The 21440-nt window shown below is 49.1% G+C and carries 21 protein-coding genes; 20 read left to right on the forward strand and 1 reads right to left on the reverse strand.

From position 1 onward, the window contains the following. Positions 1-17 precede the first annotated feature (17 nt). The 20 genes from tilS to lysS all read left to right on the forward strand — a co-directional run bounded on the left by tilS (position 18) and on the right by lysS (position 20334). Positions 18-1436, forward strand: coding sequence for a tRNA lysidine(34) synthetase TilS (gene tilS, locus FS806_RS12680; protein WP_144936784.1), 1419 nt, complete (start codon positions 18-20; stop codon positions 1434-1436). A gap of 56 nt (positions 1437-1492) precedes the next feature. After that, positions 1493-2035 (forward strand): hypoxanthine phosphoribosyltransferase, encoded by a 543-nt coding sequence (gene hpt / locus FS806_RS12685; RefSeq protein ID WP_144936787.1) that lies wholly within the window; start codon positions 1493-1495, stop codon positions 2033-2035. Between the two features lie 88 nt (positions 2036-2123). Beyond that, on the forward strand, positions 2124-4115 hold the full coding sequence (gene ftsH, locus FS806_RS12690) for an ATP-dependent zinc metalloprotease FtsH (protein ID WP_144936790.1): 1992 nt from the start codon (positions 2124-2126) through the stop codon (positions 4113-4115). 197 nt (positions 4116-4312) lie between these two features. Continuing rightward, complete coding sequence (gene nadA / locus FS806_RS12695; RefSeq protein WP_144936793.1) at positions 4313-5251, forward strand: quinolinate synthase NadA; 939 nt, start codon at positions 4313-4315, stop codon at positions 5249-5251. 38 nt (positions 5252-5289) lie between these two features. Beyond that, positions 5290-6903: an L-aspartate oxidase gene (nadB, locus tag FS806_RS12700; protein WP_144936795.1), complete on the forward strand. Its 1614-nt coding sequence runs from the start codon at positions 5290-5292 to the stop codon at positions 6901-6903. Beyond that, a complete protein-coding gene (gene nadC / locus FS806_RS12705) occupies positions 6896-7762 on the forward strand; it encodes a carboxylating nicotinate-nucleotide diphosphorylase (protein WP_144936799.1) in 867 nt (288 codons plus the stop codon). The genes nadB and nadC overlap by 8 nt, the downstream gene beginning before the upstream one ends. Further along, positions 7759-8523 (forward strand): type III pantothenate kinase, encoded by a 765-nt coding sequence (locus FS806_RS12710; protein WP_144936802.1) that lies wholly within the window; start codon positions 7759-7761, stop codon positions 8521-8523. Before nadC ends, FS806_RS12710 begins: the two co-directional genes overlap by 4 nt. Positions 8524-8603: 80 nt before the next feature. Beyond that, positions 8604-9476, forward strand: a complete 873-nt coding sequence (gene hslO, locus FS806_RS12715) for an Hsp33 family molecular chaperone HslO (RefSeq protein WP_144936805.1) — start codon at positions 8604-8606, stop codon at positions 9474-9476. Positions 9477-9499: 23 nt separating this feature from the next. Next, positions 9500-10438, forward strand: a complete 939-nt coding sequence (locus tag FS806_RS12720) for a peptidylprolyl isomerase (RefSeq protein WP_144936809.1) — start codon at positions 9500-9502, stop codon at positions 10436-10438. 96 nt (positions 10439-10534) lie between these two features. Then, positions 10535-11473 (forward strand): cysteine synthase A, encoded by a 939-nt coding sequence (gene cysK / locus FS806_RS12725; RefSeq protein ID WP_144936812.1) that lies wholly within the window; start codon positions 10535-10537, stop codon positions 11471-11473. 186 nt (positions 11474-11659) lie between these two features. Further along, positions 11660-13219 carry an anthranilate synthase component I family protein gene (locus FS806_RS12730; protein ID WP_260982068.1) on the forward strand — a complete coding sequence of 520 codons (1560 nt, stop codon included), beginning with the start codon at positions 11660-11662 and terminating at the stop codon, positions 13217-13219. A 37-nt stretch (positions 13220-13256) separates the two neighbouring features. Next, the gene (pabA, locus tag FS806_RS12735) at positions 13257-13859 is read left to right on the forward strand and encodes an aminodeoxychorismate/anthranilate synthase component II (protein WP_144936818.1); all 603 of its coding nucleotides are present in this window, start codon (positions 13257-13259) and stop codon (positions 13857-13859) included. 80 nt (positions 13860-13939) lie between these two features. Then, entirely contained in the window at positions 13940-14818 is an 879-nt protein-coding gene (gene pabC / locus FS806_RS12740) for an aminodeoxychorismate lyase (RefSeq protein ID WP_144936821.1), read from the forward strand. A gap of 247 nt (positions 14819-15065) precedes the next feature. Next, positions 15066-15845 carry a dihydropteroate synthase gene (gene folP / locus FS806_RS12745; protein WP_225312815.1) on the forward strand — a complete coding sequence of 260 codons (780 nt, stop codon included), beginning with the start codon at positions 15066-15068 and terminating at the stop codon, positions 15843-15845. Further along, positions 15846-16208 carry a dihydroneopterin aldolase gene (gene folB / locus FS806_RS12750; protein WP_144936827.1) on the forward strand — a complete coding sequence of 121 codons (363 nt, stop codon included), beginning with the start codon at positions 15846-15848 and terminating at the stop codon, positions 16206-16208. A 3-nt stretch (positions 16209-16211) separates the two neighbouring features. After that, entirely contained in the window at positions 16212-16748 is a 537-nt protein-coding gene (gene folK / locus FS806_RS12755) for a 2-amino-4-hydroxy-6-hydroxymethyldihydropteridine diphosphokinase (protein WP_144936829.1), read from the forward strand. Beyond that, complete coding sequence (locus FS806_RS12760) at positions 16700-16927, forward strand: helix-turn-helix domain-containing protein (protein WP_144936832.1); 228 nt, start codon at positions 16700-16702, stop codon at positions 16925-16927. Before folK ends, FS806_RS12760 begins: the two co-directional genes overlap by 49 nt. Next, on the forward strand, positions 16927-17943 hold the full coding sequence (dusB, locus tag FS806_RS12765; RefSeq protein WP_144936835.1) for a tRNA dihydrouridine synthase DusB: 1017 nt from the start codon (positions 16927-16929) through the stop codon (positions 17941-17943). Before FS806_RS12760 ends, dusB begins: the two co-directional genes overlap by 1 nt. 271 nt (positions 17944-18214) lie before the next feature. After that, positions 18215-18691, forward strand: a complete 477-nt coding sequence (greA, locus tag FS806_RS12770) for a transcription elongation factor GreA (RefSeq protein WP_144936838.1) — start codon at positions 18215-18217, stop codon at positions 18689-18691. A 152-nt stretch (positions 18692-18843) separates the two neighbouring features. After that, on the forward strand, positions 18844-20334 hold the full coding sequence (gene lysS / locus FS806_RS12775; RefSeq protein ID WP_144936841.1) for a lysine--tRNA ligase: 1491 nt from the start codon (positions 18844-18846) through the stop codon (positions 20332-20334). Positions 20335-20897: 563 nt separating this feature from the next. Here the strand turns inward: lysS and FS806_RS25740 are convergent. Next, positions 20898-21044 (reverse strand): hypothetical protein, encoded by a 147-nt coding sequence (locus FS806_RS25740; protein ID WP_186328343.1) that lies wholly within the window; start codon positions 21042-21044, stop codon positions 20898-20900. Between the last annotated feature and the right edge of the window lie 396 nt (positions 21045-21440).

Here is a 21440-nt window from a genome sequence, read left to right on the forward strand (position 1 = left end):
AAAGGAAAGAGTGCATAATGGAGCTTATCCGCAGAGTGGAAGACAAGATTAATAAGGAACGATGGTTTGATCCAGGAGAACGCATAGTTGTCGCGGTATCGGGCGGTCCCGATTCGGTCGCGCTGCTGCATCTCCTGTTTCTGCTTTCTAAGCGGCACGGCTGGAAGCTTCTGGTGGGCCATGTCAACCATCAGTTTCGCGAAGAATCGGAGGAAGAAGCTGAATTTGTCCAAGAGTGGGCGGCTTCACTCGGCTTGCCCTGCAAGGTTGGAGTGATCAATGTGCCCCGTTATATAGAAGAAACTGGGGATAACCCGCAGAACGCAGCCAGGGAGCAGCGCTACCGGTTTCTGACCTCCATTGCGAGGGAATTCGGGGCCCGCAAACTGGCGCTGGGACATCATGCGGACGATCAGGCGGAAACCGTGCTGATGAGGCTGATTCGCGGAACGGGTCCGTCTGGGCTTGCGGGCATACCTGCCGCCAATACGATGGATGGCGTCGAGCGGATACGCCCTCTGCTCGAAGTGTACAAGGCCGAGCTGGTGAATTACTGTACGGAGCATCATCTGACCTATTATGTCGACCGCAGCAACGAAGAACGCAAATATGCCCGGAATCGGGTCCGGTTGGACGTCATCCCGGAGCTGACGAAGTATAATCCGCAATTTGTAGAATCACTCAATCGTCTGTCCTTAATGATCCGGGAAGAGGACGATTACATGGATCGGGAAACCGCCGCGGCATATAAACGCATCGTCCGCTCCACCCCGGAAAACGGCGAAATATCATTTTCCAGAAAAGAGTTCATAAGTTTACATGTTGCTTTACAAAGGCGTTTGATTAAACTAATATTAAATTATCTCAATTTTTGTGCGGATTCCGTTGAATTTACGGGCGTGGAATTGCTGCGAGAGGCGATTTTACAGGAGCGGAGCTCCACTCTTACCTTGGAAGCAGGCGACCGGATCCGCTTTTTTAAAGAATACGACCGGATCGGGTTTGTGCGGAACTATTCACCTTCCCGCCCGTTCCATTACCCTGTAGAGCTGAACCGGAGCTCGCTGTACTTGCCCGAATCGGGCATGTCTATGGAGTATTTCATTACCCGTTCTTGTGAAGATTGTCACGGCTTTGGACAGAGGACCAGGGATTGCGCGATGTTCGACCTGGATCTGCTGGAGCTGCCGTTGACGGTCCGAAGCCGGCTAGCCGGCGACAGGATGCAGGTTCTTGGTTTAAACGGTTCTAAAAAGGTAAAAGATATTTTCATCGATGCTAAAATTTCTCCAAGGGAACGGGATCGTGTTCCTTTAGTCGTCGATGGGGCCGGTCGGATTATATGGATACCAGGAATTAAACGATCCGAGCATGCTGTTGTGACGAACCGGACCGCCCGATACTTATATATGAAGGTTACCCGGGAATCCACTTAATGAGATCAGTATGTACGCATTCGTTTTTTCATAGTATAAAGTAGGAGGTTTCATTGTTGCATAACGACATAAAGGAAGTGCTGTACACCGAGCAGCAGCTCGAGCAGAAGGTGCAGGAGCTTGGCCGCAAAATTAGCGAGGATTACCAGGGCCGCAACTTGTTCGTCATCTGTGTTCTGAAGGGCGCATTTATTTTTATGGCCGATCTTGTCAAACATATTACTGTACCGCTTGAGCTTGATTTCATGGCGGTGTCCAGCTACGGGCAATCGACTAAATCATCAGGGGTTGTCAAGATTATTAAAGACCTGGATGTACCGCTGGATGGCCGTGATGTCCTCATTGTCGAAGACATTATCGATAGCGGCTTGACCCTGAGCTATCTCATCGACATTCTGGAGAGAAGAAATGCTCATTCCGTTTCGGTGGTCGCCCTGTTCGACAAGCCCGCGCGGAGAACGGTCGAGTTAACGCCGGATTATACAGGATTTACCCTGCCGGACGAATTTATAGTCGGGTACGGGTTGGATTACGCGGAGAAATACCGGAACCTGCCTTATGTCGGCATCTTAAAAGAAGAAGTATACTCTAAAGCTTAGGCTGCGAAGTCAATATTACGCTCTATTGTGAAGCCGAGACCTGCTGTGGTAAAATAAAACAAGTGTGCCGCTTGAGAGGAGGTAGGGGATGAATCGGGTCCTCCGAAATACCGGATTTTATCTAATTCTCTTTTTAGTTGTCATCGGTATTGTGCGTTTTATCAGCAATCAGAATGAAATTGAAGAGCAGATAACGTACAATCAATTCCGCGAAGAATTAAAGAATGCAGCAGCCCAAACGACGGGGGATAAGATTGAAAGAGTCATCGTCAAGCCGGAAGGCTATACCTACGTCATAAAGGGAAAGTTTGAATCGGGCAAAAGCTTCAAAACCCGTGCCCCTTTGGATGAGAGGGTTATTGTCCTGATTGAGGAAAGCGGGGTTAAAGAAGAGGTCTATGAGAAAATGGACGAAGGAAGCATATGGATCACGTTCCTGACGTCGATCATTCCTTTTGTCATTATTTTCATCCTGTTCTTCTTCTTGCTGAATCAAGCTCAGGGCGGCGGCGGCAAAGTGATGAATTTTGGCAAGAGCCGAGCCCGTTTATATAACGAAGAGAAGAAGCGGGTCACCTTCGAGGATGTGGCTGGAGCCGACGAGGAGAAACAGGAACTGGTCGAAGTGGTCGAATTCCTGAAGGATCCGCGTAAATTCGCTGCTGTCGGAGCAAGAATTCCCAAGGGCGTTCTGCTTAACGGACCGCCAGGGACAGGTAAGACGCTATTGGCGAGAGCGGTAGCCGGTGAAGCGGGAGTGCCGTTCTTCAGCATAAGCGGTTCCGATTTCGTAGAGATGTTCGTCGGAGTAGGGGCTTCCCGCGTTCGCGACCTGTTCGAGAATGCTAAGAAGAACTCTCCTTGTATTATATTTATTGACGAGATTGACGCTGTTGGACGTCAGCGCGGCGCCGGTTTGGGCGGCGGGCATGACGAGCGGGAACAGACGCTTAACCAGCTGCTCGTCGAGATGGACGGCTTCGGTGCTAATGAAGGAATTATCATTATCGCCGCTACGAACCGTCCGGACATTCTGGATCCTGCGCTTCTGCGTCCGGGACGCTTCGACCGTCAGATTACGGTAGACCGTCCGGATGTTAAAGGCCGTGAAGCGGTGCTGAAGGTACATGCCCGCAACAAGCCTCTGGCCAAGGACGTTAAATTGGATGTACTGGCCAGATACACGACCGGATTTACGGGCGCGGATTTGGAGAATCTGTTGAACGAGGCTGCCTTGATCGCCGCCCGCCGCAACAGAAAAGATATCGGCATGGCTGAAGTAGAGGAAGCGTTCGACCGAGTTGTGGTCGGAACCCAGAAGAAAAGCCGTGTCATCAGCGAACGCGATAAGAAGACTCTGGCTTACCATGAAGCCGGGCATGCGATTATCGGGTACTATGCAAGAGATGCATGGATGGTTCATAAGGTCACTATCGTACCGCGGGGCCGCGCCGGAGGCTATGTCATGATGCAGCCCAAGGAAGCGGAAGATCCGCTGGTCATTACCAAATCTGAACTACTGGACCAGGTGGTCGGCCTGTTGGGCGGCCGTGTCTCCGAGGAGCTGTTCATCGGAGAGATCGGTACCGGGGCTTATGATGACTTCCAGAAGGCCACTTCCATCGTAAGACGCATGATTGTCGATTATGGAATGAGCGAGAAGCTTGGACCGATGCAGTTCGGTCACTCTCAGGGACAGGTATTCCTGGGTCGGGATTTGGGGCATGAGCAGAATTACAGTGATGCCATTGCTTACGAAATCGACCAGGAAATGCAGAGCATGATCCGTCAATGCTACGATCGTGCGAAGCAGATACTTAAGGATCATGAAGATAAAGTCCACCTGGTGGCTCAGACGCTATTGAAGAAAGAAACATTGGTTAAAGAACAGATTATTCATCTGATCGAGCATGGTACGGTAGGAGATGAAGCTCCGGGATCCGAGGGAGCAACGGAATCCGCTTATGATGCCTATAAGAAAGAAGAAGAAATGAAAATTAAAATTCAAGGTCAGGACCAGCCGAAGGATACAAATAAACCGGGTTCGGGCCAGGATAAAAATGAAAACGAAGAAGAATAAAGGGTAGGTCAACAAATCCGGGAATCGCCTGCAGAAGGCTCCCGGATTTTTGTTGTTTCCCGCCTTTTTCCGCATTGACACCTTAGTTAAGGTTGTGTAAATTAGGGTTAAACTTACACCATCCTTTAGGGGGAGAAGGGGTTGGGGGTGCCCGACCGCTTGCCGAATAAGGGGTCATGAAGGAAGGAAGGGTTGGGATGGAGGCTCTCGCGTTAGCGCGGAAGGAAGAGCAGAACCAACAGTTGAAGGAACGGATTCTTCAATTGAAGAAAGAGAAGAACGCCATCATACTTGCTCATTATTATCAGAGAGACGAAATACAAGAGGTTGCCGATTTTCGCGGGGATTCTTTCCTGCTGGCTCAGAAGGCGGCGACTACGGATGCCGAAGTCATAGTATTCTGCGGAGTTCATTTCATGGGCGAAAGTGCCAAGATATTGGCGCCGAACAAGACGGTCGTCATTCCCGATGAAAGAGCGGGATGTCCGATGGCCGACATGGTGAATGTGGACGGTTTGCGCGCTTTGAAGAAGCAGCATCCCAATGCCAAAGTAGTAGCTTATATCAACACCTCGGCCGAGGTGAAGGCGGAAACCGATATTTGCTGCACCTCATCCAATGCGATCAAGGTGATAGAATCGGTGGATTCCGAGGAGATTATCTGGGTTCCGGATAAAAATTTGGGCGACTATGTGTCTAAATTCACAGATAAGAAAATGATCATTTGGGAAGGTTACTGCAACACTCACGACATGCTTACCGTGAAGGATGTCGAAGAGATGAGGGCCAAATACCCCAATGCAGAATTTGTCGTTCATCCGGAATGCCGGCCGGAGGTCGTTAAGCTGGCCGATTTCGTTGGCAGTACGACAGCGATCATCCAGTATTGTAAGGAGTCGGATAAGCAAGAGTTTATCGTTGGAACAGAGGATGGAACGGGATACCAGCTTCGCAAGGACAGTCCTGATAAGACCTTCCATTTCGCTACGAAATACTTGGTTTGCCCCAACATGAAAGTAAACAACTTGAAGAAGGTGGCCAAATGCTTGGAGACGTTATCTCCGCAAATTTATGTGCCGCCTCATGTTGCGGATCAAGCGAGAGCTTCGTTAGAGCGCATGCTGCAGGTGAAGTAGCATGCGCTACTTCCTTTGTATGAGAAAAAGGTGAGAGAATGATTCCCCGCTATTTAGTTGATATAGATCTGTCTGCCGCCTCTGTCAAGCAAGCAGAGGTTATTGTGATCGGGGCCGGGATTGCCGGGCTGTTCACTGCCATTCGGGCGGCGGAAACCGATAAAGTACTGTTGATTACGAAGAAATCCCTGCTCGAAAGCAACACGCGTTACGCCCAAGGGGGAATCGCTGCGGTCATTTCGGAGAAGGATTCTCCGGAGTACCATAGACAGGATACTCTGATCGCCGGAGCCGGATTATGCGATCCGGAAGCGGTCAATGTTCTGGTGCATGAAGGTCCCGAGGGGGTCAGAGATTTGATCCGCATGGGGACCCAATTTGATTTGGAAAACGGGGAACTGGCCTTAACGAAGGAAGGGGCCCATAGTCAGAGAAGAATTCTTCATGCCAATGGGGATGCTACCGGATATGAGATTGTGCGCGCTCTATCTGACAAAGCCCTCCAGCATCCCAATATTGAGGTTTGGGATGATCATTTCGTCATTGACTTAATTACCCAGGATGGGGAATGCTATGGGGTATGGGTGCAGAAACCGGACGGCAGCAAAGTCTATGTTCAGGGAAAGGCTACCGTCCTGTGCACCGGCGGAACCGGACAGCTGTATCGCTACACAACGAATCCGGTCATTGCTACTGGAGACGGGATTGCTATAGCATACCGTGCAGGAGCCGTTATTCGGGATATGGAGTTCATCCAGTTTCATCCTACGGCGCTTGTTTATCCGGGGGCTCCCCGTTTTCTGATCTCGGAAGCGGTTCGGGGAGAAGGTGCAGTGCTTCGCAATATTAACGGCGAAAGATTTATGGAGCGGTATCATCATCAGTTGGAGCTGGCTCCAAGGGATATCGTCGCCCGTGCGATTGTCAGCGAGATTGAGAAGACGAATTCGACCTTCGTCTTTCTGGATTTTACCCACGAATCCGAGGAGAAAGTGAAGGCGCGGTTTCCAACGATTTATGAGTTTTGTCTTAATTATGGCCTGGACTTGTCTTCGGACTGGATCCCGGTAGCCCCGGCCGCACATTATATGATGGGCGGGGTTAAGACGGATTTGCACGGGGAGACATCGGTCAAGCGGTTATTTGCATGCGGGGAGGTTTCCTCAACGGGAGTTCACGGCGCCAATCGATTAGCCAGCAATTCCTTGTCGGAGGCTATCGTCTTCGGCCGCAGGATCGTAGAGAGAATCAAGGAGCTGGAGCCGGTCAACCGAATCCCCGATGTGCGGTTCGCTAACCCGGACAGGGAATTGCCGATCCGGCCATTCATTGAAAGGCGACTGAAGCTGCAGAAGATTATGCTCCGATACGCAGGTGTCACTCGGACATCTACGGGACTGCAGAAAGGTTATGAGGAATTATCGAAACAAATTCATATCTTCGACTACCGCCTGACCAAAAGAGAGGAATACGAATTCGCGAATTTATTAGTCTGCTCTCTGCTCGCGACGAAAGCGGCTCTGCTCCGCGAAGAAAGCAGGGGCGGCCATTTCCGCGAAGACTTTCCGGAGAAAGATGATTTAGTATGGAGGAAGCATATTTTGTTCAGCCATACGGATGGAATTTTGGAGGAGAAAATCGGCGATGTTTAAAAAGAATGAAACTTTTCGCGAGTCATTGCGTCTTTGGTTACATGAAGATGTTGGGACGGGAGACGTGACGACGTTGTCGACAATTGCTGAAGACAGCCGTTCCACAGGAATCATTCATGCCAAAGAAGACGGAATTATAGCCGGTCTTCCGGTTGCTGAAGCGGTTTTTCTTGAAGTGGACCCGGAACTGAGGTTCACTGCACAGGTTGAAGAGGGGGCTAGCGTTCGGAAAGGCACGATTCTGGCCGAGGTTGCAGGGAGCACCCGCAGCATCTTGACCGGAGAACGGCTGGCTCTTAATCTGCTGCAGCGAATGTCGGGCATTGCAACCCGTACCCGCCAATTTGTCGAAGCGTTGGAAGGGACCGCTGTGAGGCTGGTCGATACCCGCAAGACGACACCTGGCCATCGAATGCTGGAGAAATATGCCGTCAAGGTAGGAGGCGGCCATAATCACCGCTTCGGGTTGTATGATGCGGTCATGATCAAGGATAATCATATAATAGGGGCGGGCGGAATCACTCAGGCGGTCCGGGCGGCGAGAAGCCAAATTCCACATACGATGAAAATCGAGGTGGAAGTGGAAAATTTCGATCAGCTCGAAGAAGCGCTATCTGCCCAAGCAGACATTATTATGCTGGACAATATGCAGCCGGAGGAAATGGAGCTCGCCGTTACAAAGATTAAGACCCGCTACCCGTATATTTTAGTAGAGGCTTCCGGCTCCGTACAGTTGGAAACCGTGAAACGAATCGCAGAGACCGGAGTTGACGTCATTTCTGTCGGCCGTCTGACTTATTCGGTATCCGCACTGGACATCAGTCTCGACCTTAACCAGCGAAAGGGGGCGACTTCATGATTTTGGTCGTAGATGTCGGTAACACAAACATCGTCCTGGGGATTTATGAACAGGATCAGCTGCTGCACCATTGGAGGGTCAGCACCAACCGTTCCGGTACGGCTGACGAGTACGGAATGATGGTCTATAATTTTTTCCATTATGTAGGAATTAAGCTTGAAGACATTCAAGGTGTTATTATTTCCTCTGTAGTTCCTCCCCTTATGTTTGCATTAGAGCAGCTTAGCTTAAAATATATTAAGAAGACTCCGCTTATCGTTGGGCCGGGAATCAAGACCGGTCTGAACATACGTTACGAAAATCCGCGTGAGGTTGGCGCTGACCGGATTGTCAATGCCGTTGCGGGGATCGAGCTCTACGGGACCCCTCTGATTATTGTAGATTTCGGGACGGCCACTACTTACTGCTATATAGATGAGCAAGCCCAGTACATAGGGGGAGCTATCTCGCCGGGGATCGGGATTTCTACCGAGGCTCTGTATCAGAAGGCGGCCAAGCTTCCGAGAATTGAACTGGTCAAGCCGAAGAGTACGGTGGGCCGAAATCCGGTAACATCGATGCAGGCGGGGATTATCTTCGGATATGCGAGCCAGGTGGATGGAATTGTCAGCAGAATTCGCGAGGAATTCGGAACGAATCCGAAGGTGATTGCAACCGGGGGGCTGGCTGAATTGATTGCGTCGGAATCGAAAGTGATTGATGTGGTAGACCCCTTGCTCACGCTTCAGGGCTTGCGTCTTATTTATGAGCGGAATGTATAAACGAAAGAGGATCATCCATCAACGAAGGACCATTTATCGGTTACACACCCAATAACTTAAGGAATAAAGCAGGTGAACCTATGTTGGATTATTTAATTCGTGCGACCGCATTTGAAGGCAAAGTGCGGGCGCTCGCCGTTCGGACGAACGGAGTAGTTGAGGAGCTTCGCCGAAGACACGGTTTAACCCCGACGACGACCGCGGCATTGGGCCGTACGGTTTCAGCGGGGGCGATGATGGGCGCGATGCTGAAGGGTGAAGAGAAGCTAACGATCCAGGTGAAAGGCGGCGGCCCGATCGGTCAGATTGTTGTCGATGCTAATGCGGCCGGCGAAGTTAGAGGTTATGTAGACGAACCGCAAGTCGATCTGCCTCTCAATGAAATAGGCAAGCTGGATGTAGCCGGAGCTGTCGGGCGGGAGGGTTTCCTCTATGTAACGAAAGATATCGGTTTGAAGGAGCCTTACCGCGGCAGTGTTCCAATCGTATCGGGCGAGCTGGGCGAAGATTTTACTTATTATTTTGCCAAATCGGAGCAAACACCGTCTGCTGTGGCGTTGGGTGTGCTAGTAGATGTCGATCGTTCGGTTAAGGCCGCCGGAGGATTTATCATTCAATTGCTGCCGGGTTTAACCGATGAAGAAATAAGCCGAATCGAGCAAACTTTGAGCGAACTGCCTCCCATCACCACTCTGATGGATTCGGGGCAATCCCTGGAAGCTATTCTGACTTCAGCCGTAGGAGAAATCCATTTGCTGGACAAGATGGATATTCATTTCCGCTGTCACTGTTCCCGGGACCGGGTGGAGCAGACGCTCATCAGCTTGGGCAAAGAAGAGATCTCCCAAATTATACAGGAGGATGGCAAGGCAGAGGTGGTGTGCCACTTCTGCAATGAAGCTTATGAGTTCTCGGGGAAAGAACTGCAAGAAATAGCAGATAAAATCAATTAGTTATCGGATGGAGAGGAGATGAGATGAGAAATACTAAATGGTTAGTTGGTTTGAATGTCCTGCTGGCTGCTGCCGTCATTCTACTGTCCGCTTTGCTCCTGCTCCGCAATTCTTCCGTCTCTCCTTCCGACAACGGTGCCTTGCCGCCCAAGGATGATAAAATTGTGGGCAGGGTAGGCGACCAAGACATCCTATTAAGCGTGCTGGAAGATAAGTTGCTGCAGAAATACGGAGCGGAGCTGCTGAACCAAATGTTGGATCGTACAGCGATTCAATTGGAAGCGGATGAGATGGGATTGGCGGTTTCTGAAGAAGAAATAACGCATGAGCTATCCAGAATGAGTCAAGGGTACGAAAGTATGGATGCCTATTATCGCTCTATGAAGGAACAGCTTGGCCTAACTCGGGAAGAACTCAGGGATGATGTTTATTACAAGCTTCTCCTGGAGAAGCTGGCCACCTCCAACGTGAAAGTAACCGATAAGGAAATCGAGGATTACATTCAAGCTCATAAGGATGAATTCCGGGATACGGTTCATCTTCGGATTTCACAGGTCATATCCGCATCGTTAGAGCAGGCTAATAAAGTATATGAGCTGGCTTCGGGCGGTTCGGATTTTGCCCGATTGGCGGCAGAGAGATCTCTTGACACTATGTCCGCTTCGGATGGCGGCGATCTGGGTTGGATTGAAGATAATGATCCATTTGTAGATGAGAGCATACTGCAAGCGGCCCGAAGCATGGAGATAGGCGAAATTAGCCGGCCTATTCCATTGGATGGAGGATATGCCGTCATTAAGCTGACCAATCGGAAGGTTGATTCCATAGGCACGAAGGAACAAATTCATGAGATGGTAAAGAAGAGGCTGTCCTTACAGAAGGCCCCGCCTTTAAAAGAGGTAGTGGCCACCATCCGTAAGAAAAGAGAGGCTGTCATTCTGGATACATCGCTTCAATCATAAAACAGAGAAAACATATTGACAATGCACCCAATAGATTGGTAAAATCGAATAAAACCAACTGAGTTAGTCGGAAATAAACCGGGGAGGGTGTTTTTTATGGCTAAATTGGTACAGAATGTTACGGAATTAATTGGTGATACACCGTTAGTGCGCTTGAATCGGATTGTGCCGGATGATGCGGCCGAAATTTATTTGAAGCTGGAATTCCAAAATCCAGGGGCCAGTGTCAAGGACCGGATAGCGATCAGCATGGTGGAAGCGGCAGAGAAAGAAGGTCTTCTTAAACCAGGGGATACGATTATTGAGCCTACCAGCGGGAATACAGGGATAGGACTCGCCATGGTCGCCGCTGCCAAAGGCTACAAAGCTATTCTTGTCATGCCGGAGACTATGAGTATGGAACGCCGTAATCTATTGCGTGCCTATGGGGCGCAGCTCGTTCTTACTCCCGGACCGGAAGGTATGAAGGGCGCTATTAAGAAGGCCGAGGAATTGCTGGAACAGAATGAAAATTACTTCATGCCGCAGCAATTCAAGAACTTCGCCAATGTCAAAGTACACCGTGAAACCACCGGTCCGGAAATTGTCGAAGCCATCCAGGGACATGACGGGAAGCTGGATGCTTTCGTCGCCGGGGTAGGTACGGGCGGAACGATCACCGGCGCCGGTGAAGTACTGAAGAAGCATTTCCCCGATATTAAGATCTATGCCGTTGAACCGGCTTCCTCTCCGGTTTTGTCTGGAGGCAAGCCGAGTCCGCATAAAATTCAAGGCTTGGGCGCCGGTTTTATACCCGACATATTAAATACCGAGATCTATGACGAAGTTATCAAGGTGGAGAACGAAGATGCCTTCGAGACTGCCCGGACTGTCGCGAAGCAAGAGGGAATTCTGGGAGGAATTTCATCTGGCGCCGCCATTTACGCTGCTATTCAGGTAGCCAAGAAGCTGGGCAAGGGCAAGCGGGTGGTGGCCGTTATTCCAAGCAACGGGGAACGCTATCTCAGCACTCCCTTGTACCAATTTGAAGATTGAGCCGATCCAGGATATCTATTGGAAGACGGTATTTAGAGTACTGTTAACGTCGATCGAATTAAGCTGCTCGGATAACAAACTAATATATTTTATGTACAGTACAACATTGAGCCCCGCTAGGGGCTCTTCTTTTCTAATTGCATGGCGGTCAAGCAGAATGGGGGATATCGGTCAATGCAAGAGAAGATGACAACATGGGAGCAATGGTTGGAGTGGTCTTCGGAAGATTACTCTATGCTTCCTTATGTCTGCAAGTATTCCCTTCCGTCCGGGTATGAACGTCCCCGGTCCTGGGAGCAGGCCTGGAGCGGTGAGAGCCCTTCAACGTTTGTGTTGGAAAGCGGGAAATCGGGAAAATATACCTTCCTTGGGCTTTCACCGCGCTCTGCGATTGAAGGAAAGGGAGAGGAAGCGACCATAACGGTCTATGCGGATGGGACAAGGGAGCGAAGGACGGGCAAGCCCCTGGCCTTAATTAAGGAGTGGATGAAACCGTATCGCGTACCTTCTGTGCCCGGGGCTCCGAAGTTTATCGGAGGATGTGTCGGATATCTCGGTTACGATGTCATGCGCTCGCTGGAGAAGCTGCCCGAAGCGGCTGATGACGATCTGCCGGTTCCCGAATATGTCATGACTCAATTCAACGAATTGTGGATCGTCGATCAAGAGAGCGGCGAGCTTTACTGTGCGGTTCATCTGGATCTGCCGGAACAGGCTAGAGATCAGACAAGCAATAGCCTGTTGAGAGAGCTTTATCAGGAAGCGGAGAGACGCGTGGAGAGGATGAAGCGGCAATGGGACGCCATTATAGAAACCCGGGGGGAACAGCAAGAGGCTGAGCAATCCCGGCGGTTGGAATGGCTTAAGCAGCAGTCTCAAGAGATCGATGTATCTTCTATTAGGGGGATAGAATCCTCTTTTCCCAGGAATGACTTTATTGAAGCCGTCAGACGAATTCAGAGTTATATTGCCGCCGGGGACGTTTTCCAGGTTAATTTGTCCGTCAGACAGAGCAAGGAGCTTCGAGCCCGCCCGGAGACAGTTTACGAATGGCTGCGGTTGATCAATCCTTCCCCTTATATGGGGATGCTGCGCTACCCCGAGTTCCAGCTTGTATCGGGTTCTCCCGAGCTTCTTGTGCAGCTGGAGGATCGGAAGGTCAGAACACGGCCTATTGCCGGGACCAGGCCCCGGGGAGCCGACTGTGAAGAGGACGGGCTTCTCGCCGCCGAGTTAATCCATAACGATAAGGAACGTGCCGAGCATGTCATGCTCGTTGATTTGCTTCGCAATGATCTGGGGAGAATCTCCAGCTATGGGACCGTGCGGGTGGATGATTTCATGGTCGTAGAGAAATATTCCCATGTTATGCATATTGTGTCCGAGGTCCAGGGAGAGCTTGCTTCGGGCAAGGATGCCTACGATGTAATTGCTGCCGTATTCCCGGGAGGTACGATAACGGGGGCGCCCAAAATCCGGACGATGGAAATTATCGAGGAGCTGGAACCGGTCAGACGGGGCCCCTATACCGGAGCGATCGGCTGGATTGACTACAACGGCAATATGGAATTTAATATTATTATACGTACGTTGCTTGTCACGCAAGGAGTCGGTTATGTTCAAGCCGGAGCGGGTATTGTGATCGATTCGGTTCCGGAGAAGGAGTATACCGAGTCGATTAATAAGGCGAAAGCGCTATGGAAAGCGATTGAGTGCAGCGAATCGGCGGCGGTCGCGACGGATTAACTATTCTATATGGAGTTGGACACGAGGAGGTCTATTTGTGATTTTAGTCATTGATAATTATGATTCCTTTACTTATAATTTAGTCCAATATTTAGGCGAGCTTCGAGAGGAAATAGAAGTACGGAGAAATGACGAAATCGATCTGGACGGAGTAGCCTCTCTTCGCCCCGATTATTTGTTGATCTCCCCGGGTCCGTGCACTCCCAATGAGGCTGGAATCAGTCTGGCATTAATCGAACGGTCTAAAGGAGAGATTCCGATCCTTGGAGTCTGTCTCGGGCACCAATCGATCGGACAGGCTTTCGGAGCCGAGGTCGTCCGGGCGGATAAATTGATGCATGGCAAAACATCTTCTATTTTGCATGACGGCAAAACTATCTTTACAGGAATACCCAGCCCTTTCACCGCTACTCGTTATCATTCTTTAATCGTTAAGAGGGATACCCTCCCGGCGGAATTGGAAATCAGTGCGGAAACGGAAGAGGGAGAGATTATGGGGATACGCCATAAGGAGTACCCTATAGAAGGTGTTCAATTTCATCCGGAATCAATATTGACCGATCATGGCCTGCAACTGCTGCGCAATTTTATCGAAACCTATAGAGGTTGGAAAGAACGGACGGCTTCTTTATTTCGTTAGTGTGGATATCAGGACGAGACGGGCTTAATGGTCTTGTTTTACAGTTCGGGAAAGCTGATGGATAAAGGATGGAGCAAGGCATGATCCTATACATGAACGGTCAATGGATAGAACATCATCAAGCCGTGGTCTCCGCATACGATCACGGCTTTCTTTACGGGATCGGTTTGTTTGAGACGTTCAGAACCTATAACGGCCGTCCCTTCTTGCTGGACGAGCATTTGTCACGGTTGGAGAAGGATTGCGGAGAGCTGGGAATTCGATATCAGCCTGACCGGTCAGGCATTATGCAGATTATTCGCGAATTATTGGCCCGTAACGGTCTGGACGATGCCTACATCCGGTTATCCGTATCGGCAGGGATTGGGGAAATCGGGCTGCCCTCGGCAGATTACGATTCTCCCTCCGTTATTTTTTATGCCAAATCTCTTCCTCCGCGCCCTAATTGGGAAGCATCCGCCCGCCCTTTGCAGCGGTTGAAGCTGAGGCGGAACAGTCCGGAAGCCGGATGGAGAATGAAGTCTTTTCATTATATGAATAATATTTTGGCGAAAAGGGAATTGCTTCAGTATCCATGGCTGGCCGGAGTCCATGCGGAGGGATTGTTTCTCAATTCGTCAGGTCATCTGGCGGAAGGAATGGTCAGTAATCTGTTCTTTGTATCTGCCGGAGAGTGTTTTACCCCTTCCCTGGACACAGGCATTTTGTCCGGCATTACCCGTCAATTCGTTATCCGCTTATGCGAGAGCAGGTCCATTCCGGTCCATTCCGGGCATTACAGTTGGGAAATGCTATTGGAAGCAGACGAAGTGTTCATAACGAATTCGATTCAGGAAATCGTCCCGATTTCCGTTTTATTTGACGAGGATGGCCAATGCCGCCGGATTGGCGCCGGAGGACCAGGCCCGATCGCAGCGAAATTACATGAGGATTATCAGAGTTATTGTTGGAGTAAATAAACCGGTACATTAAACTCTACCGGGCCAATTCGCATGAATGTAAGCGTGGTGTTGACTGTTCAGCCGGACGCACAGTAATTGTAGAAATCAGCGAGCAGTTGACGAATATTCAACTAAAGGAGGGATCAAGATGGGAGAGCAGGAGACAGGATGGTTGGGCGGCCCTGACCGGAAAGACGGCGGAGCCGGATACAAGCAGCTTGTCTGCCGAAATCATTCCTTGATATTGGGCAAGAGAACTTTGGTCATGGGGATTCTGAATGTTACGCCCGATTCCTTCTCTGACGGAGGGCGTTATAATACCGTAGAAGCGGCCGTAGAACGTGCCGGGCAAATGGCCGAGGATGGGGCGGATATTATCGATATCGGCGGAGAATCGACCCGGCCCGGATCTAAAGTGCTGTCACTGGATGAAGAGCTGGAGAGGGTCATTCCGGCTATAGAAGCGGTCAGCCGGGCGGTGAATCTGCCAATTTCCGTCGATACGTATAAGGCGGAAGTGGCAAGGCAAGCTCTGGAGGCCGGAGCACATATTATTAATGACGTATGGGGCGGCCAGGCCGACTCCGGGATGGCTTCCGTAGCGGTCCAATATGACTGTCCAATCATTCTGATGCACAATAGAAGCAATACCGATTACAAGCATTTTATGGACGATGTGTTAAATGATCTGAGGATAATGATCCGGTCGGCGAAAGAAGCGGGAGTACAGGATCATCAAATTGTGTTGGATCCGGGAATAGGGTTCGCCAAAAATTATGAACAAAACCTGATTGCGATGAAATTTTTGTCTGAATTTGGCGAGCTTGGTTATCCTGTATTATTGGGTACCTCCCGCAAAACGTTCATCCGGAATACTTTGAACTTACCGGCGGATCAAGTTCTGGAAGGTACAGCTGCTACCGTAATATGGGGGATCGCCCAAGGAGTCGACATTGTCCGGGTTCATGATGTCAAGGAAATAAAGCGCGCGGTGACGATGGCCGATGCTATCATTCGTTCTCCGTGGAATCGGGAGGGTGTGTAGATGGATAAGATCGTTCTGTCGCGAATGGAATTTTACGGTTACCATGGCGTCTACCCGGAGGAAAACCGGCTGGGTCAAAGATTTTATGTCGATGTGGAACTGTATCTGCCGCTTCAACGGGCGGGAACTACGGACCAATTGGAATATACCGTTAACTATGCGGAAGTGTACGCTACCGTCAAGGAACAGGTAGAGGGCCGAAAATTCCAATTAATTGAAGCTTTGGCCGAAAGCATTGCATCTAGGGTGCTGCAAACTTATACTAGTATCAATGAAATTACGGTCAGGGTCATTAAGCCTCATCCTCCGTTCAATATTGTCTTTGATGGAGTCACCGTGGAAATAAACAGAAAGCGGGACTGAATAATGAATGCAGTTGCAGTTAACAATACGGCCTATATTGGACTGGGTTCTAATCTGGGCGACCGTGAGCAATATTTACAAAAAGCTTTGCAGAGATTAGACGAGCACCGTCTTATACAAATCGTCCGTTTTTCAAGTATTTATGAAACAGAGCCGGTAGGATATGAGGAGCAGGGAGCCTTTTTAAACATGGCTGCGATGCTGAGGACTGGGCTTGAGCCCCGGCTTTTGTTGGAGGAGCTGCTTAGGGTAGAGTCTTCTTTGGGAAGAGTTAGACAAATCCGTTATGGCCCGCGAACCATTGATCTGGATCTCCTGATGTTCGAGGATGCAGTGATGGATACCGGGTCGTTAACCTTGCCACACCCGCGTATGCATGAGCGGGCTTTTGTTCTTGTCCCTCTAATGGAGATCGTTGAAGAGGAGTTCCCCGGCTTCTCCCTTATAACCGAATGGGCGGTGTCGGCACAAGGAAAGGAAGGGGTAAAGCTGTGGAAACAAACGAATTGGCAGCCCGGATCCGGGCATTTCGCAAATTAAAGGGGCTTACCCAGATCGAGCTTGCGGAGTCATTGGGAATCTCCGTATCGATCATCGGGTCCATTGAACGGGGCACCCGGAAAGCGGACGCCAAGACGATCCATCAAATTGCTGAAGTGTTAGGTATAGAACAGGAGGAGCTTGAGAGCTCCTATACCCGCAGGAAGGGGTTGTTATAATGTTGAAAATAGGCAATGTCGTCGCTAAAAACAAAGTCGTTCTGGCGCCTATGGCCGGAGTGTGCAATCCCGCATTCCGATTGATTGCCAAAGAGTTCGGCTGCGGGCTCGTGTGCGCGGAGATGGTGAGCGACAAAGCGATCGTACATGGGAACGAACGGACGATGCAGATGCTGTATGTCGATGAACGGGAGAAGCCGCTCAGCTTGCAAATCTTCGGCGGAGACACCGAAACGCTGGTTCAGGCGGCCAAAGTTGTAGATCAATATACGAATGCCGATATTATCGATATCAATATGGGCTGCCCGGTTCCCAAGATTACGAAATGTGATGCCGGGGCAAGATGGTTATTGGATCCGTCACGCATCGAGCAGATGATTTCCACCGTCGTCAAGGCAGTGTCCAAGCCGGTTACCGTGAAGATGAGAATCGGCTGGGATGAAGATCACATTTATGCCGTGCAGAATGCCAAAGCGGTAGAGAACGGCGGTGGCCAGGCCGTATCCGTACATGGACGGACTCGGGTGCAGATGTATAGCGGGCACGCCAATTGGGATATCATTAAGGAAGTTAAAGAATCCGTGTCCATTCCGGTTATCGGAAACGGAGATGTATTCACTCCCGAGGATGCCCAAAGGATGCTGGATCACACCGGCTGCGACGGAGTGATGATCGGCAGAGGCGCACTCGGAAACCCATTTATGCTGTATAGAACCGTTAAATACCTTACAGATGGAGAGCTTCTGCCAGACCCGACCCCGCGGGAGAAAATCCGCATTGCCATTATTCACCTGGATAGGCTTATTGCCTTGAAAGGAGAGGAAGTGGCGGTTAAAGAGATGCGTAAGCATATGGCCTGGTATCTGAAAGGTATTCCGGGCGCGGCCCGTGTCAAAGACAAGATCATGGAATTGCTGGACCGCAATACATTGGTCGAAATCCTGGAGCAGTTCGTCTCTCAGTTTGAGGAAGAAGGGCCTTCCCTGGCCACTCCCGAAGGCGCATTGGCGCTGTAATTCGGGATTATGGGGGCAATTCCCTTTGATTGACATTTCTGTAGGGTTGCAATATAATCAGTCAATAACCAAATTAACAAAACCTAAATATCAGTCATTTTGATCGATATGAGCAATATATTATTTATTGGATCAGGTCATTACAGATACGTGTCGAACCGATTCAAGGCGCCATTCGGCAAGCTTGCTACATGTGTTTTTTACGTAACCATCAGTGGAGGTAAGACCGTTTCGTATGACAATTTTCACAATGACAGGAGATATAAGAAGAATGAGTGAAAAAGAAGTAATTCTTACCCAGGAAGGTCTAAAGAAACTGGAAGAAGAACTGGAAAATCTTAAATCGGTCAAGCGCCGCGAGGTGGCGGAACGGATTAAAATTGCAATCGGCTACGGAGATATCAGCGAGAATTCCGAGTATGAGGATGCCAAGAATGAGCAAGCCTTCATTGAGGGTCGGATCATCACCCTTGAGAAAATGCTTCGAAATGCCCGTATCATCAACAATGATGAAGTAGACACGGATACGGTGAGCATCGGTTCCATCGTCACGCTGAAGGACATTGAGTTCAACGACACGTTCGAGTATACGATCGTCGGTACGGCTGAATCCGATCCATCGCAAAACAAAATATCCAACGAAAGTCCGGTAGGTAAAGCGATTCTCGGCAAGAAGAAGGGTGCTGTTGTTGATGTCAACGTTCCTGCAGGCATCATTCAATATGAGATCATCGATATAAAAAAATAAGCGCTTGCATCAGCCGCTAACATTTTGTGGATGAAAAAAGCTTCCTGGGGAAGCTTTTTTCATTGGATTCCAAGGAGAAGTTTCTATACTTGTAAAGCAGTTAAAGATTTTTATGTGGTAAAATAGGACTAATGATTGAAGGAGATGATTGGATGAGCCAGGAGCTGGAGCTTAATGAATTGTTAACCATTCGCCGCAACAAGCTGAACGAGCTGCGCGATTTAGGTGTCGATCCGTTCGGGCACAAATATGAGCGGACTCATATGGCAAATGACATTTTGAAAGTTTATGGGGAATACTCCAAAGAACAGCTTGCGGAAATGAACGTTGAAGTCAGCATCGCCGGACGGATTATGCAAAAGAGAGGGATGGGCAAAGCGTCTTTCGCGCACCTTCAAGATATAACGGGTAAAATTCAGATTTATGTACGTAAAGATTCGGTAGAGGAAACGGAATATTCGGCATTCGACATCCTGGACATCGGGGATATTGTCGGCGTGGTGGGAACCGTATTTAAAACACAAACGGGTGAAACCTCCGTTAAAGCCAAATCTGTAAAGGTACTGACCAAATCCTTATACCCTCTTCCCGATAAATTTCACGGGTTGAAGGACGTTGAGCTTCGTTACCGTCAGCGTTATGTCGATCTCATCATGAGTGAAGAGGTCAAGGAAACGTTTATTTTGCGTTCGAAAATTATTCAGTCGATGCGCCGTTATTTAGATGCTAAAGGCTATCTCGAAGTAGAGACTCCGACGCTTCACGCTATTCCGGGAGGGGCCGCCGCCCGTCCGTTCATTACGCATCATAATGCGCTGGATATGGAGCTCTATATGAGAATAGCTATAGAGCTGCACTTGAAACGGCTAATTGTAGGCGGTTTGGAGAAGGTTTATGAAATTGGCAGGGTATATCGGAATGAAGGAATTTCCACCCGCCATAATCCCGAATTTACTATGATTGAGCTTTATGAAGCTTACGCAGACTATAAAGACATTATGAAATTGACAGAAGAGCTGATTGCGCATATTGCCCAGGAAGTGCTCGGAACGACCACCATTCAATACCAGGGGCATGAGGTGGATCTCGGTTCTCCATGGAAACGAATTTCTATGGTCGATGCGGTCAAAGAGGTGGTTGGCGTAGATTTCAGCAAGCAGATGTCGGATGAGGAAGCTTTGGCTTTGGCTAAGGAGCATAACGTTCCGGTCGAGCCCGGCATGACTTTCGGCCATGTAGTTAACCAATTCTTCGAGACTCTAGTAGAGGAAACTTTGATTCAACCCACCTTCGTTACAGGCCATCCTGTGGAGATCTCTCCTTTGGCCAAGAAAAACGAGGAGGACCCGAGATTTACGGATCGTTTTGAATTGTTCATAGTGGCTAGGGAACATGCCAATGCCTTTACTGAGCTGAACGATCCGATCGATCAGCGCGAGCGGTTTGAAGCCCAGCTTAAAGAGCGTGAGATGGGCAACGATGAAGCGCATATGATGGATGAAGATTTCATTCATGCTTTGGAATACGGGATGCCTCCAACTGGGGGATTGGGTATCGGTGTAGATCGCTTGGTAATGCTTCTGACCAATGCTCCTTCCATTCGGGATGTCCTTCTATTTCCCCATATGCGGGACAAGCACTAACCATGATCAACGCCCCACGCCGGGGCGTTTTTTCTTTTGCAGTTTAGAATTTTTAACTTGACTTTCGCAGCTTGAAATTGCTCAATAACCCTTGACGTTATTAGGAAAATTGTCTGTTCATTTCCCGGCTTTTATGCTGAACCTTTGCCGACTTGGATGCTATCTCGAAAATCTTGAAAATCCGTCTATTTTCATTTCCTGCTGGTGCCGTGGTAAACGGAATGGCGCGTCTAGCTGGATTTTATACAGCTAGTTTGCTCCTCTGGAGCAAAAGATGGAAACTACCTTGAAAATCCGTCTATTTTACCGTCTGCAGGCATCGTTGCAAGCGGAGCGGCACATCTAACTGTATTTTGTACAGGTAGATTCAAGCGAATGGCGAAAATGATCAAACTAACTGGATAAACTACAGTTAAAATGGGCAGCTTTGGGCGAAACGGCTGTTTTGGCGCAAACTAGCTGTAGGTTTTCCAGTTAGTTTCCATATTTCTTCCGAATATAGAAATCTAACTGTATGAAATCCATTTAGTTTTCAAATTTCACACTAATGAAGCAATTCAACTCTATTCTACCTTGAAAATCCATCCATTTTCATCATCTGATGGTGCCGCGGTCAGCGGCATGGGGGGTCTAAATGGAAAAACTGCAGTAATTTTTGCAAAAAGGGCGATTTCAGCAAAAAATCTCGATTCTAACTGCTGTTTTTCCATTTAATTTTATCGCTTTGTACCATTCGCTTGAATTTACCTGCATAAATTACAGCTAGACCGACGACCTATGGAAGCGGTGGTTTTCTATTTGTGCAATATCTATGTCCAACCTTATATTTTCTTCAGTTACATCAAACCCTCGGACCGATTTTCACTCTACGAAAGTTGAGTTTTTTTAGCCCGGGGCTGCGCGAAAAATATATAATGCTTTGTTTATTATTAATTTGGTAAAAAATGAAGTTGATTTTGGTCCCAAGAATATGTTACATTACTTGAGTCTTGCAAAAATATCGCCGTCGATTACCGTGCCAAAAGATCAGAAATTTAGAACCTTTGTCGAATAACAGAATAGAAGAAGGACATCGTCCATGAATCGAGAAATTGTTGTTCACCACA

The sequence above is a fragment of the Paenibacillus sp. 32O-W genome (assembly GCF_007679495.1).
Lineage (GTDB): Bacteria > Bacillota > Bacilli > Paenibacillales > NBRC-103111 > Paenibacillus_L > Paenibacillus_L residui.